Origin of the sequence: Rubripirellula lacrimiformis, from assembly GCF_007741535.1 — a bacterium.
In the GTDB taxonomy this organism is placed as follows: Bacteria; Planctomycetota; Planctomycetia; order Pirellulales; family Pirellulaceae; genus Rubripirellula; species Rubripirellula lacrimiformis.
On the sequence record NZ_CP036525.1, the window covers coordinates 7,351,198 to 7,365,957 of the forward strand.

Below are 14,760 nucleotides of genomic sequence, written 5' to 3' on the forward strand. Positions count from 1 at the left end.
ACTAACGCACCCGACTGGATTGTCACTCGTACGTGATGATCGGTTGAGTTCGCCCGCAGATGATTTTGGAAACATGGCGTCCGGAAAGCCACGTCAAAAAAAACCGCGTCACGAATCGCAAAGCTCTCGGCTCCCCACCCCCAAACGGCCGAGCCCAAAGTTGCCGAGCGGAAGGTCCAACGATCCGGACCTGAATTCGAAGAGCGACGACGAATTGCTTGATATGCGGATGTGCGACTTGAATTTGTCGATCGTCGGCACTCCGCTGGAAAAACGAATCCAGCAACTCAACGAGGAATTGGTCGCTCGAGGTCTGAATTTCAGGCCACACTGCTGGCTCAGCGAGGAATGGTTTTCGCCCGACGACATCCCCGGCATCGCGATCCCATTCTATCTGGCCCACCCCCGGCTGATGCGGCTGGAACGCAAACAACTGCTAGAGGTCGAAGGCGGCACCCACCAGTGGTGCATGAAAATCCTTCGCCACGAAGCCGGCCATGCGATCGACACCGCCTATCGGCTGCGCCGCAAAGCCCTGTATCGCCAATTGTTTGGCAAGGCGTCCGAACCGTATCCGGAATACTACAACCCGACACCGTCCAGCAAGGATCATGTCCTGCATCTAGAGATGTGGTACGCTCAAGCCCACCCGTTAGAGGATTTTGCGGAAACATTCGCCGTCTGGCTGCGGCCAGGATCGCGGTGGCGAGTACGATATCGGGACTGGCCAGCGATCGAAAAACTCCACGCCGTCGACGATTTCATGAAATCGATCCGAGGCAAAAAATCCCCGGTCAGTTCCCGGGCCACGGTGGAACCCATTTCACGCTGTCGCAAGACCCTGCGTACGCACTACGAGCGAAAACGCGAACATTACGGCGTGGACTACCCCAGCATCTACGACAATGATCTGCGCAAACTGTTTCCGACCACTCCGGCAGATAAACGTAACGTGACGGCCGCCGCATTTCTGACCCGGATTCGTTCCGAACTGCGAATCTCTGTCGCCCGCTGGACCGGCGAATACACCTACACCATCGACCAAGTGATCCAGGAAATGATTGAACGCTGTCGCGAGCTGAAATTGCGAGTCGGTGGATCGGCCGACGAAACCAAACGCAACGCGATGATCCTGGTGGCTGTTCGAACGACCAATTTCTTGCACGAAGGACGCCACCGTGTCGCGGTTTGAATGGGTGTCGCCAGCGGGTGTGATTTCGAACCAGTCCAACCATCTGGTCGCGGGCGAGGTGCAGCATGACTAAACGTCGTATCCTAGTGCTGGTCCGCGATGGACACGTCCCGCCGCTGACGTTGAAGGGGATCAGCGACGCTGAAATGGATCCCTGGAAAGCCGAATTTGACGTCTGCGAAACGCTGCGACGCCTCGGGCACGAAGTGCTGCCGCTGGGCGTGTACGACGACTTGGCCCCGATCCGCAACGCGCTGCAGGAATTCGAACCCGACATCACGTTCATGCTGTTGGAAGAATTCCATGGCGTGGTGACCTACGATTTTGCCGTGATCAGCTATCTGGAACTGATGCAGCAACCGTACACCGGATGCAACCCACGGGGACTGCTGCTCAGCAAAGACAAGGCACTGTCGAAAAAAGTGCTGGCCTACCACCGCATCCCAACACCCCGCTTCGCCGTCTTTCCGTTTGGCCGCAAAACCCATCGCCCCAAGAAGCTGTCCTTTCCGCTGTTTGTCAAATCGGTCATCGAGGACGCATCGTTTGGCATCGCCCAAGCATCGATCGTGCACACCGACGAAGCGCTGGCCGAACGGGTCGCGTTCTTGCACGACAAAACCAAAGACGATGTGATCGCCGAACAGTACATCGAAGGCCGCGAACTGTACGTGGGCGTCGTCGGCAACACTCGACTAACAACCTTTCCCGCTTGGGAGATGGATTTCGGGAAGATGCCCGATGACGTGGCAAAGATCGCCACCCGAACCGTCAAGTTCAATCGCAAGTACCAAGAGAAAAACAACATCACGACCCGCGAAGCGGATGATCTTGACCCGGTCACGAAGGATCGTATCTCGAAAATCTGCAAGCGAGTTTATCGGGCGCTTAGCATGAGCGGGTATGCCCGCATGGACCTGCGGATGACCGCTGCGGGCGGTATCTATGTGATCGAAGCCAACGCAAACCCCAACATCGAATACGGCGAAGACTTTTCGGAATCCGCCGAGGTCGCAGGGATCACCTACGAGGCCCTGCTGCAGCGGATCGTCAACCTGGGGCTAAGCTACAAAGCCGCCTGGATGGCCACCTAGTTGGACAGCCAAGGTGAGAGAACGTCCGGCTTAGCCGCGGAGCGGCGGCAGCTTTTTGCCGTGGGGCGGGCCGCACGGATAGCGATGACTAACGCAATCTTGATCTTCTCGGCCAGGCCGCCCACAGGCGGCCCGGCCGAGAAGATGATTGGGGGGATGCCAAATCCGGTGGCCGAAGCCACCGGCATGATGCTTTCGCCTCTGCGAGGCTGTTTTAACCCGGACGTTCTCGTGAGCGACCGGGAATTGCCCGTGGCCCAACGACCAGACGGAACAAGAGAAGAACACCCATGAATCGTGTGTATGCAAAATGCTTGGTTTTATGCTTCGCCATGGCGGTATCGCTGCATGGGGTATCCCTTCCAGCCTCCGATCGTTTGCCGGTGGGCACTCATCCTGTTGCGCTTCAGTCACCTCATTTCCCGAGCAGGCTGCATGCGTTCATTTGGCGAAACTGGCAACTGGTTCCCCCGCAACGAATGGCTGAATTGGTGGGGACGGAAACCGCAAACATCAAACAAATCGCTGGTTCGATGGGGTTACCCAAAGTCGACACCGTGTCGAGCGAGATGCGCGAGCGTGGGTACATCACGCTGATCCGTCGTAATTGGCATCTCCTGCCTTACGAGCAATTACTACAACTGCTCGACATGACACCGGACGAATTAGCACTGACGCTGCGGGAAGACGACTTCCTGTACATCAAACTCGGCAATCTGAAACCCAAGTGCGATCCGCTTCGATACCAAGAACCCGACGAGACCGCCGTTCAAAGAGCCGCAGAAATCAAACAGGTCGTGAGGGAACATTTTGGCGATCTGGAACTGGTCGAGTCCGAGCCAAGATTCCGCTTCGTTGAAACACTTAGCAGCACGGAAGGAACCACCGCGTTGCCCGATCGCGACACGGTCAACCGTGAACAACCGTTGCGGATGGTCTACTCTTACTTTGGCTTGTTCGGCGATCCGTTGATCGATCCAGAAATCGAGCCGATCCCGGATGGCCTGTTAGCAAGATTGGCTGAAAAAGGCGTCAACGGAATTTGGATGCATGTGGTACTTCGACAGCTTGCACCAGGCGGCGAAGACTTCCCAGAGTTCGGCGCTGATCACGAACGCAGAATCCAGACGCTGAAGAACCTTGTCGCACAAGCCAAACGGTACGGCATCGGAATCTATCTCTACATCAACGAACCTCGAGCGATGCCGCCGGCGTTTTTCAAAACACGTCCTGAACTGGCGGGCATTCATAAACGCGATTTTGTGACGATGTGCACCAGCACTCCCCAAGTACGCCATTGGATTAGCAACTCGCTGGCCTATGTGTTTGGCGAAGTGCCGGACCTGGGCGGCGTGTTCACGATCACCGCTTCAGAAAACCTTACCAACTGCGCGTCCAAGGGGCAGCATCAGCTATGTCCTCATTGCAAAACACGCACCGATGCCGAAATCATTGCGGAAGTCAACGCAACCATCGCCGAAGGAGTCCACCGAACCAATCCGGACGCCCGAGTGATCGCGTGGGATTGGGGATGGAAGCGACACGGTGACGCGCCGGATATCATCTCGCTACTACCGAAGGACGTTGCCCTGATGTCGGTCAGCGAATGGTCGCTGCCCATCGAACGCGGGGGAGTTTCATCCAAGATTGGCGAGTATTCCATGTCGGCCGTGGGTCCTGGCCCCCGTGCGACCAAGCACTGGATGCACGCGAAACAAGCCGGACTAAAAACAGTCGCAAAAGTTGCCGTCAACAACACTTGGGAACTTTCCGCCGTGCCGTTTCTTCCCGTGATGGATTTGGTTGCCGAACACTGCGAAAACCTGAACGATGTTGGCGTTGACGGCACCATGCTGAGCTGGACGTTGGGCGGGTACCCGTCGCCCAATTTGCTCGTGTCTCAGTACTTCTCGACAGACCCCGGGGCAACGAAGGAAACGGTACTCAACCGAATTGCCCAAGATCGTTATGGCGACGATGCGGCACCTCTGGTTCGCAAGGCATGGACCGCTTTCAGTGATGCATTCAGGAATTTCCCGTACAGCGGGGCGGTGATGTACAACGCCCCCCAACAAATGGGACCAGCCAATTTGTTGTACGCAAACCCAACGGGCTACCGAGCGACCATGGTCTGCTTTCCCTACGACGATCTGCTGCGCTGGCGCGGCCCTTATTCCGCCGACGTCTTTGCCGAACAATTCGAAAAGGTCACGGTTGGATGGGCCGAGGGAATTCGGCACTTGGAACAAGCGGTCGAAGCCACTGCGGGTGTGCAGCGTCAGGCGGCGGAATCGGACCTCAGTGTGGCTCGCGCAGCCCATCTCCACTTTGCCAGCGTTGTCAATCAAGCAAAATTTGTGGTCGCCCGCGATGCTGCGTCGCAGTCCGACGGCGATCCCAAACAGAAGTTGGTCGAACAGATTTTGCAAATCACCGAAAACGAGGTTTCGGTTGCCCGCGACATGTTTGACGTCGTCAGCCAAGATTCACGAATTGGCTACGAAGCCTCGAATCACTACTACTATGTCCCACTGGACCTCGTCGAAAAAGTGATCAACTGCGAATACGTGTCCAGTCAATTTGCAACGCAACCCTAGTCGCCTGCCTGGCAACGATCGAACCTGCGTCGTCGTGGGATTCGCCAGAATTCCTGACCGCTGCGATGGCGGGGGAGGGAATCCAGGCGAATCCCACGACTGCAGTACCGGCACTTATTGATCGTGTGCGGCCTAGGGACCGGTGACGTTCAGGTACAGGTTCACGTCCTGAGTGGCGCGGCCACCGGCCAAGATATCGACGCGGCCGTCGCCGTTGAAATCGGCACACCAGACGTCTTCGCAGGCCATCGGAAGATCGATCGCCTGCTTGGTCCAATGGTCCCCCGATTCGTCGTCCGACCGATACAGGTAGATCCCCGGGGCCGTCCCATCGGATTTCGGTTCGCGGTGAGCTGCCACAACCTCGTCACGTCCGTCACCATCAAAATCGGCGCACCAAACCGCGTGCCCCTGCGCGTAAGAATCGTCCAGCACGATTCGCTTCATGTGCGGACCGACTTGGTCGCCGATGTGCACCGCCACACGACTGCCATGCATCGGTTCGATCGTCGCCAACATTTTGCGATCCCCCAGCACGCCCGACTTGACTTCGCCCGATGCCTGCTCGGACAACCTTTCTGACTGAAAGCCGTCCTTACTTTTCACCAAACGGGTCAACCCCTCGTCGCTGGCAACGATCGTATCGGTGACCGGGCCGCTGCGATGCCAGTGGTTGTGAGCCTTGTTCAGCGAACCATCCATCACGACCGGTTGCCAGGGTCCGGCAACCGGGTCCGCGGGGATCGAAAACGCCATCAAGCGAATGCCCGGTTCGCCGACCGCGTTCAGCGGAGTGACCACCAACTGATCGCGACCGCGGCCTAGCACATCGGCGAACCGCATTCGGTGAGTCCATGGCTGGGCGCCGATCGAATGCACCGACCACGGATCGTCCAGCGTTTCGCCTCGCGTGATCCAGTGGATCGTGCCGCCGTTCTTGGGCCAGCCCGCGCCCAACGCAAAGTCAACCTGTCCGTCCGCGTCGATGTCACCGGCAGCGATGCAAACCAGATCGCGAGGACAGGCATCGGAGACCATGACGCGTTTCTTCCACGTTGGATTTTCGAACCACACCGCCTCGCGCTCGCTGATCGCCACCGCGTCCAAGTCACCATCCCCGTCGACATCAGCCGCCGTCACGGCATAGCAAACGTCGCCAACCTGTGGATCCAAAACTCGTTTTTCAAACTCGATCGCAGGGGCGCTGCCAGCGAAAACAAATGGCAGCGACAGCAGAATCCATCGGTAGCGAAACATAGGGTTGGCCGCAGGGGGTGGGAGTGGGGAGGTCGGGCGAGTCCAGAATTTTATCGTCCCCGGCAGGACAATGCGACTTGACCCGCCCCACAACCCTAGTGTACTATCGAACTAGTTAACCATGCAGCCCACAACGGCCACAGATCGCCACTGCGTCGCGATTGGTTTCACATTCGTACGAGCCTGCCATGTTTCTATCCATCGATTTTCAGTCCGATGTCGCGATCTATTTGCAGATCGTCCGGCAAATCAAAGCGTCGATCGCCGCTGGCACGATGCGCAGTGGGCAGTTGTTGCCCAGCGGCCGTGTGTTGTCCGGCCAGTTGGCCATCAACCCCAACACCGTCGCCCGCGCCTTCACCGAGCTTCAAAACGACGGCGTGATCGAATCGCTGCGAGGTCGTGGGATGGTGATCTCCAGTGGCGCCGCGGCGATCTGCCGCCGCCACCGCGACGGAGTGCTGGCCGAGCGGATCGGAGGCGTTTTGGCCGAGGCGTGGAACGCCGGCCTGGATGCTGAGGCGATTGAATCGATCGTCCACAGCGAACTGAAAAAACTGTCCAAGACGACTCCCAACGTCCATGTTGAAACGGGCCCCGCCCCGGCTTCGGAACCTGCCACCGCGAACTCCACCACCAAGAAAGAGGGCTAAGACATGCCGCCAGTGATCTCTGCCAAAAACTTGTCCATGCACTTTCGCCGCTGCGATGCACTTCGCGGGGTGGATATGGAGATACAGCCCGGAACGGTCTTCGCTCTGCTGGGCGAAAACGGAGCCGGCAAGACAACCCTGATTCGAATTTTGACGGGGTTCCAAAAACCGTCGTCGGGTACGTGCTTGGTGTCGGGCGTGAACCCCAGCACCCATCCACTGAAGGTCCGCCGCAGCATCGGGTACGTGTCGGATTCGCCGGCCCTTTACGACTGGATGACGGTAGCCCAGATCGGCGGCTTTGCGGCCTCGTTCTACGACCGTGAATTCCTGACGCAATACGAAGAATCGATCCGCCGGTACGACATCCAGCCGGACCAAAAGGTCAAACATCTTAGCAAGGGCCAACGCGCCAAGGTCGCTCTGTCGCTGGCCTTGTCGCACGATCCGGATCTACTGATTCTGGACGAACCCACCTCGGGCTTGGATCCGAAGGTTCGCCGCAGTTTTCTGGAAAGCATGATCGACCGGGCCGCAACCGGACGGACCGTGTTTCTGTCTAGCCACCAGATCAGCGAGGTTGAACGGGTGGCCGACACGATCGCGATTTTGCATCAAGGCAAGATCGTGTTGCACGGTTCGCTTGCCGAAATTCGCGAAACGATCTGGCAGGTGGTGGTGGATGTCGACGATCCACTGCGGGCACTGCCGATCTTGGCGGCGCCAGCGCAAATCCTTAGCGAAGAGGCTTCCGGCGGCCAGCGACAAATGTTTGTCCGCTATCTGAAACCCGAAATGATCGACGAACTGCGGGCGACCGAGGGAGTGGTCGACGTTCGTCACCGCGTGGCCACGCTAGAAGAAGTCTTTGTGGCCTGCACATCGGGTGACCTGCCAACGCAGTCCGCACCCAGCGACCAACCAGCAACGGAAACGAAACGGGAGGCGGTATTGTGAGCACCTTCACATCAATGATCAGCCACAACCGCTGGCTGTGGTGGAAAGAATTTCGGATGCTGATGCCACTGGCATTGATGCTGGTGGGGGTGGCGTTGCTGCTGTTTGTGATGACGGCGTTGATGGGCAACAGCTACGACGTCAACAGCTATGTAGATGACGTCCGGCTGTTGCTGCCGATCGCATTCCCGATCCTGTTTGCTGTTGGCTGCGGCGCCGTGCTGGTCGGCCAAGAACGTGAACAGCGAACGATCGAATTCATGTCGTCGTTGCCGCTGGAACCGCGACAATGGATCGCGGTGAAGTTCGCGGTGGCGATGTTGGGACTGCTGGCGATGTGGATCTTCGCACTGCTATGTCTGATGGCAATGGACGACGGGCACGGATCGATCTCGCATTGGCGGATCGGCGGCATTCAAGGCATGTCGAACGCACCGGTGGCCTATCCGTTGTGGATTGTGCACAGCGTCTACCTGACGATCTGTGGATTTTACGCCGCATGGCGAATCCGTCATCCCTTCCATGCCTTGGTCGCCGTCGTGGCGTTGGCCTGTCTGCCGCTGGCGATCAGCGAATTGTTTCGCTACGTGGTCTACGTGGCCCAACGACATCACCTCAGCGGCGAAGACGTTCGGATGGTGACGACGGGCCTGATCGCCCTGCTGATTCCAATCATGGGATGGTTGGCCTATCGATCGGCGATGCGGATCCTGATGCCACAAACGGTCGGACTGGCTGAATCTGCGATGCCCGAAACCCGCCACGGGGCATCGGACGCAGTCGCCCGATCTGGCAACACCCGATCATTCTGGTCAACCGCGCCGGTGATGGGATCCAACTGGTCGTCGATGATTTGGCAATCCATCCGCTCGGCTCCGTTGGCGATTGCGATTCCGACAGTGCTGTTGGTGGCGGCGATCACCGGCAACCTGATGCTCAGCGAACAGACGCTTTCCAATTCCAGGGTGATCTTCGGGACCCTGATCTTGGTCAGTCCAATAGCGGTTTCCTGGTTGGGCGTGTTGGTGTTCCAGAACGATGGCTCGGCCGAACGAATCCGTTTCTTGGCAGACCGCGGCGTGTCCCCGACCAAGGCCTACTTCGCCCGACATGCGATCCCCTTTGCCATTCTGTGTGGTTGCCTGTGCCTGTATTCGCTGCTGGCCCTGCGACGAACCTTCGCTGCCCCAGGCGACCCGATGCAATTAACGATTCCGTCGCTGTTGACCGTGGGGTTCGCGGCGTGGGTGATCTATTCGACATCCCAGTGGACCAGCCAACTGTTTCGCACGTTGATCTTGTCCGCGATCGTTGGTCCGGTGGTAAGCCTGATGGTACTGGGCTGGTTCGTATGGTCGATCGGCGCCTTGGAAACTCCGCTTTGGTTGGTGGCGATCTGCTCGCTGGCACCGATGTTGGCGACATGGTGGTCGATGCGACGGTACATGGACATGCGAGACCGACCAAGTTCGACCCTAGCGGCGTTAGGTGTGGCGGTCGTGCTGATCGGCGTACCGGTGGGTGCGGCAACGATGCGCGTTCGCCAGATCCCAGACATGGCATCCGCGACTCGCACCAATCTGTTGGACGAGGCCGAAAAGATCCGCCGATCGGCATTCAGCCCGATCGTCCTATCCCTGTCCAAGGGCAACGACGCCGTCTTCCGCAGGACCGATCGCAGTGAAATGTTGCCGATCGACCAGGTTGAGCAGTGGTTGAAAACCCGACATCCAACGCCCCAGCAGATGATCCCGGCACTGGCCGATGTCCGCCAGCATCCAGAACTGGCAGCGTCGGCCGATAAATTCGCCTTTTTCAACCTATTCAACACGCTGATGTACCAGCGTCTGACCTACGAATCGGATCCTGAATCGAAAGCCAGCTGGCAAGCATTTTCGCCTTGGTTGGTGGCCGCATCCGAGATCGCCCAGTCGCTGCGTAACAGCACGCAGTGGAAAGATCAGGAAACCGCCGACATGCTAGAAATCTGGATCGCCGACACCCTGGGGGTACCAGGCATGGACGCGTGGAAAGACGATCCGTCCTACCAATCGACCGTCGCCCATTTGCCGACCTCGGCGAAACGGAATGCGGCGCGGCGATCTGCCGTGCTGGCGACCTGGGCACGCTACCTTGCCAAACGAGACAACTCGTTGGACCAGGGCTTGTCTTACCAACCGGCGTACTTGGCAACCTGGATGCGATCGCGACGGGCCGACGCCATCGTGGAAACGGCTCTGGCGGGACTCCGCTCGCACGACCAGTCGGATTCAAAATCGTCTGGGGACGCATCCGACGCTTGGCTGCGGCAGATGCATCACTTGCAAATGATGCCAACGATGCCATTCGACTTCGGCCCCTACGCACCTCGAATCCGCTCGCGGCCAGCAATCGAGCTGATTCGCAGCGGATCCACCTACCCAGCCGAGTTCTGGGGCATGCCGTGGGAAACCACCATCGACCAACTGATTCAGGAGAACGTGCAATGAGCAAGCGAACCATGACCGGCAGCGATGTATTTCACATGGCGATTGTCGCGGTCCCCATTCTGGCGCTGGCGGGGACGATCGGCGCAGCCACCGTTTCCTGGCGGTCCCATCAGACCCGACTGGAACAGGCCATCCGCGACGTTACCGCGGACGGAACCACCATCGATCACTCGACACAGTTGCGTCGATATGATGCAAATTCGTCCAAGGATGCAACGGCCACCTGGAAAGCGATCTTGGCGGCGACCGAGGATTACAACGCAGTGTACGGAGGCCCATTTGCGTGGGAAGGCGACGAATCACCCTATGAACAACTGGTCCCGCCCGGCCAGGACTGGGTCGCCGCAGAGGTTATCCACCAGTACGCCCAGGGTGCCGAACCGATACTGCAGAAGATCGACTCGCTGCTGGATTCCGGCGATACGATTTGGACGCCGCTGGTCGCTGAAGCCTTCGAAATGAACCTGAACGAGGTTCAGAAGTCTCGCGCCCTTGCTCGCCTGCTTCGCTATGTGTTCTTGGATGCCGTTCACCAAGGCGATAGCCAGCGCGCGATCATGACCATCAGGGCAACCGACCGGTTCTTCGGTCCCAGCCAGCAGTCATTCTTGATGGTCGGAGAACTGGTCCAGATCGCCTGCTATTCGGTAACGATGGCCGAGGTTCGCCGCTCGATAGCCGCCGACGTGTGGACGGACGAAGAACTCGCCGAGATCAAGTCGATCATCGACAAACCCTCCGAATGGGACCGACGCTGGCGATCGGTCGTCGAGTCCGAGCTGTATTCTTATCTGCCGGTCTTGATGGATGGCAAGATCGGCTCGAGCCTGTCCAGACAGACGGCTGCACCGCTGCCACTGGGCGTTGCCCCTAGCTCGCTGATATCGGTTGTCCAAATGCAGCAGGAACTGATCAACCTGCCGGTGGCGCAGCGGTATAGCGAGATCGACAAGGCTCGTCAGATCACAGAAGATCACGCGAGAAAACCTGACGACGCTTCGATGGACCGCTTGTTACAGGTCCCGTTCACTAGCAGCGATTGGCTCACCGACCTGCTGACGCCGGCATACGGAGCGCTGGCAGGAGCATTCAGCCGAGTCGCCAACGAACAACGCTATACGCGAACGGTATTGGCAACGCGGCAGTTCGAGCGACAATTCCACCGCTGGCCCGAATCACTGGACGAACTGGGCCGCGTCGGATTGCCTCAGTCAGAAACGCAGGCCTTCGACGGCGGCCCCTTCGCGTTCGAAGTCGACGCGCAGGACCAGATGACGATCTACCTGCAGTCGAATCGCAACACCGACTGGTCACACGTCCTGGGGCGTGACCCCGAGGTGATCACATTGGTTCCGGGGGCAGGTGACTGAAGGGCGTTGCAACCGTAGACCAGGCTACGGCGAAACCCAACAAAAAACCCTCGCGGCACGTTCGCTTTTCGAACATGGCCGCGAGGGTTTTGATTTGGAATCCGTTGTAACGGCCTGTCGACGACTACTGTTGCTGTGGCTCTTTGCCCAGCATGAACATCATCGCCGGTTGTTGGCTACCGCCTGCGTTGTAGGTATAGCCGGCTTCCAACGCGCGATCGATGCGTTCCTTGATCTCGCTAAGGTGCGCCATCGTGTAGGCGTCCATCTTGCCGCCGCAGGTCTTGATCGACGATTCGATATCAGCGGAGATCTGACGCAGCTGCATCCGAGCCAGTGTGCTGATCGGCTTGTACGCGGCCGTGTCATCGGACGATTCGAGCAACAGATCCAACAGACGTTGCATGTGTTCACGTTGCAGGTTGCGACGCAGTGACGAAATCATCGGCTTGCGATCATTTCGGCCTTCGGGGCATTCCTCTTTCAGCTCGCTCCACACCGCCGTGCTGACGCTGTCCAACAACTCGGGCAATGTCAACGCGTCTTCGTCGGCTGGCAAACGCAGTTCATTGTCGTACACGCGGCGAAGCGTGGTCGGGTTCAACAACCAAGTCATCGCTGACGCTTGCACGCCCAGGATGCGGTCATGAATCGGCCAGGTACCTTCGGACGACATCGACGAGTGACCGCCCCCATCCAACCACTTATCAACGCTCATGCGTTCGAGCAACTCGGGCGTCAAACCGTAGGCATCGTCATAGAACGACGTATCGATGACAAACTTCAGCGCTGCTCGCTGTTGTTCAGCGGGCACCACTTCGACAGGCGGACGATCGCCGGGGTCGCCTTTCTTGTCACGATAGACGAACGCACCGCCGATCCAATTGGCCATCATGTTCGCAGCCTTGGTCTGGAAGCCCAACGTCAACTCGTAACCGCGACGAGCCTTGGCCCAAGAGTCGCCATCTTTGACGAATTTATCCAAAATCCGTTCGCGATACAGTTTCACCAACTTCATCTGTTCGTTGGCGTAGTCGAGCGGATCCTTGGAAAAATCATAGCGACGGGCCAGCGGGTCGGGACCCGAGGTGTCTTCGTCGGTGGCGTACTGTAGTTCCGGTTCGGTACAACGTTTCAGGATTTCAGGAAGATCCTTGTCCTTGAACGTATAGCCGTATTCGATCGCCCAGAAATCGTAGGGACCGATATCGATCATCGCGTAGTCACCTTGGACGTCACCCGATTCGTATCGATAGTTGATCGGCGTGTAGTCCATCACCGATGCGGTAAAGGTTTTCTTTCCCTTGACTTCGGCACTGTTGATTTCGTCCAGGGTATGAACTGCCGATCCCTTGAAGTTGTGACGCAGCCCCAAGGTGTGACCGACTTCGTGGGCGACCAGATCGGCTAGCAGCGGACCGACAAACCACTCGGGCATGCCGTCCAAAAGATGTTCGTCGGACTTCGATTTCTCTTTGTCCTTGTCATCATCCTTGTCGTCGTCTTTCTTGGCGTCCTTCTCGTCATCCTTGTCTTCGTCTTTGGCGTCGGCATCTGTGGCGCCCGCGTCATCCGATTTGTCAGCATCCTTTGCCTCGGCGTTCTTCGCTTCGGCTGCGGCCTTGGCTTCTTCCTCGGCCTTCTTTTTCTTGTCGGCCTCTTCGTCGGCCATCAACGTCAGTCCCCAATCCATGCGTGCGAACGCCAGATCAAGACTGCGACCGGCGGCGGCCATGCACAGACCGTTCTTTTGGCTGACGCTGCCAAACAATCCGTCGTACTCTTGGTCGCCCATCAGCGTCGGGTCAGCCGATGCCATTGCGAATCCACCCATTGGCTCTTGGGCCTGACGAGCGAACTTGCTGCGCAGGTAGTTTGCCTTTTCAGCCGGAGCCATTCGGACGCGTGGATCCCAACTGGGGTGGGTGCCCAACCAAGACAGTGTCTCGGCCGAGAATCCTTCCATCGCCAACTTGGGCATCAGGTCGGCGTAGTTGAAATTGAAGTGACGGATCCAACCGTCGGTCAGCACGATGTCGGCATCCAGGATCTGACCGGTCTGTGGGTGCACGCGACTGGGACCGATCGCGGTGCCAATGTCATTGTTCAACCAACGAATGAAATTGTAACGAACGTCCTCGGGATCCTTTTCCATATGGATACCGCTTTCGGCATCCTGATATTCGATCACGATCGCGTCGACCAAACCGACCTTTTCAAAGGCTTTGTTCCAGTAGTCCACACCGGCCTTGATCCAGCGGCGATAGCGAACCGGTGCAGTGTGTTCGACATAAAACCGAATCGGTTCTTTGGGTGGGCTTAGTTCCAGTTTCGAGTCGCGTTTTTCCAAGTGCCAGCGGTTGATGTTCCGGACGCGAGTCTCGTCGTCTTCGTACTTCGACAGGTCCGAATACGCGGTGGTGAAATAGCCGATCCGTTCGTCGGCTTGGCGTGGCTTGTATCCGGCCGACGCGCTGGGCACTTCGCTGAACGAATAGTGGATCGTTTGCAGTTTGCCGCTGCCGTCGACGCGCCGTCCGCCGTTGACGATTTCGAATGCGATTTCGACGTTGTCCGGGAAGACTTTGGCGGATTCCAAGTCAAAGATTCGTGTATTGCCGACGCGCACCGACGAACCAAAGAACTTGCTGGCGTGACCGATCAACAGTCCATCCAGATCGATGACCGGACCACCCGATGGCCCGGTCGCCATGATCGGCACGTCCAACAACACCGTATCGGTGAACAATCGTTTGACCGACGCTTTGCTTTCGGGATCGCCGGTGGCCCGGATATCCAAATTGGGTGCGATCAATGCCAAGCGGTCGTCATAGCGGCGCCACTGGACGACCCAATCGCCCGACTGCAGCCCGGCGTACAGATCGCCGCTGCTGACCGTCAGGGCGATGAAGTAGCTCTTGCCGGCAAAGTTTTTGGGCAGTTCGCCGATCAGCTGGGAATCTTTGTCGCGTTTCCAGACATTGAACAACCCTTTGGGCGTCCGCTGGTCGGTGACTTCGACCTTTTCGTATCCCTCGGACACTTTATCGAAGGCGGGCAAATCGGCGTTTGCCGGCGACGAAGTGGCGGCGGTGGCCAGAGCCACCAATGCCGCGGCAAGACTGGGCAGGTATTTCATTCCGAACACTGA

Annotated in this window: 9 protein-coding genes; 7 read left to right on the forward strand and 2 right to left on the reverse strand. The window is 58.1% G+C overall.

Going from position 1 to position 14,760, the window contains the following annotated elements; translation table 11 throughout:
- Window positions 1–160 precede the first annotated feature (160 nt).
- From K227x_RS25620 to K227x_RS25630, 3 genes are all read left to right on the forward strand, one after another.
- Entirely contained in the window at window positions 161–1,192 is a 1,032-nt protein-coding gene (locus K227x_RS25620; RefSeq protein ID WP_246146260.1) for a putative zinc-binding metallopeptidase, read from the forward strand.
- Window positions 1,193–1,257: 65 nt separating this feature from the next.
- Entirely contained in the window at window positions 1,258–2,286 is a 1,029-nt protein-coding gene (locus K227x_RS25625) for a D-alanine--D-alanine ligase family protein (protein WP_145174705.1), read from the forward strand.
- 290 nt (window positions 2,287–2,576) lie between these two features.
- Window positions 2,577–4,883: a hypothetical protein gene (locus tag K227x_RS25630; RefSeq protein WP_218933531.1), complete on the forward strand. Its 2,307-nt coding sequence runs from the start codon at window positions 2,577–2,579 to the stop codon at window positions 4,881–4,883.
- Between the two features lie 132 nt (window positions 4,884–5,015).
- Here K227x_RS25630 and K227x_RS25635 read toward each other — a convergent pair whose 3' ends face one another.
- Window positions 5,016–6,140, reverse strand: coding sequence for an FG-GAP repeat domain-containing protein (locus K227x_RS25635; RefSeq protein WP_145174707.1), 1,125 nt, complete (start codon window positions 6,138–6,140; stop codon window positions 5,016–5,018).
- A gap of 188 nt (window positions 6,141–6,328) precedes the next feature.
- Here K227x_RS25635 and K227x_RS25640 point away from each other — a divergent pair, with 188 nt between their 5' ends.
- From K227x_RS25640 to K227x_RS25655, 4 genes are read left to right on the forward strand one after another with little or no spacing between them, the layout of a single operon-like run.
- Complete coding sequence (locus K227x_RS25640) at window positions 6,329–6,793, forward strand: GntR family transcriptional regulator (protein WP_145174710.1); 465 nt, start codon at window positions 6,329–6,331, stop codon at window positions 6,791–6,793.
- 3 nt (window positions 6,794–6,796) lie between these two features.
- The gene (locus tag K227x_RS25645; protein WP_145174713.1) at window positions 6,797–7,750 is read left to right on the forward strand and encodes an ABC transporter ATP-binding protein; all 954 of its coding nucleotides are present in this window, start codon (window positions 6,797–6,799) and stop codon (window positions 7,748–7,750) included.
- A complete protein-coding gene (locus K227x_RS25650; RefSeq protein ID WP_145174716.1) occupies window positions 7,747–10,239 on the forward strand; it encodes an ABC transporter permease in 2,493 nt (830 codons plus the stop codon). The genes K227x_RS25645 and K227x_RS25650 overlap by 4 nt, the downstream gene beginning before the upstream one ends.
- The gene (locus K227x_RS25655) at window positions 10,236–11,609 is read left to right on the forward strand and encodes a hypothetical protein (protein ID WP_145174719.1); all 1,374 of its coding nucleotides are present in this window, start codon (window positions 10,236–10,238) and stop codon (window positions 11,607–11,609) included. Before K227x_RS25650 ends, K227x_RS25655 begins: the two co-directional genes overlap by 4 nt.
- Window positions 11,610–11,733: 124 nt before the next feature.
- Here the strand turns inward: K227x_RS25655 and K227x_RS25660 are convergent, their stop codons facing one another.
- Window positions 11,734–14,748, reverse strand: a complete 3,015-nt coding sequence (locus tag K227x_RS25660) for a zinc-dependent metalloprotease (RefSeq protein WP_145174722.1) — start codon at window positions 14,746–14,748, stop codon at window positions 11,734–11,736.
- Window positions 14,749–14,760 lie beyond the last annotated feature (12 nt).

Coding starts and splice junctions, on each gene's coding strand:
- K227x_RS25625 (WP_145174705.1), top strand. CDS start 1,258: ATGACTAAACGTCGTATCCTAGTGCTGGTCCGCGATGGACACGTCCCG.
- K227x_RS25660 (WP_145174722.1), bottom strand. CDS start 14,748: ATGAAATACCTGCCCAGTCTTGCCGCGGCATTGGTGGCTCTGGCCACC.
- K227x_RS25655 (WP_145174719.1), top strand. CDS start 10,236: ATGAGCAAGCGAACCATGACCGGCAGCGATGTATTTCACATGGCGATT.
- K227x_RS25630 (WP_218933531.1), top strand. CDS start 2,577: ATGAATCGTGTGTATGCAAAATGCTTGGTTTTATGCTTCGCCATGGCG.
- K227x_RS25640 (WP_145174710.1), top strand. CDS start 6,329: ATGTTTCTATCCATCGATTTTCAGTCCGATGTCGCGATCTATTTGCAG.
- K227x_RS25645 (WP_145174713.1), top strand. CDS start 6,797: ATGCCGCCAGTGATCTCTGCCAAAAACTTGTCCATGCACTTTCGCCGC.
- K227x_RS25635 (WP_145174707.1), bottom strand. CDS start 6,140: ATGTTTCGCTACCGATGGATTCTGCTGTCGCTGCCATTTGTTTTCGCT.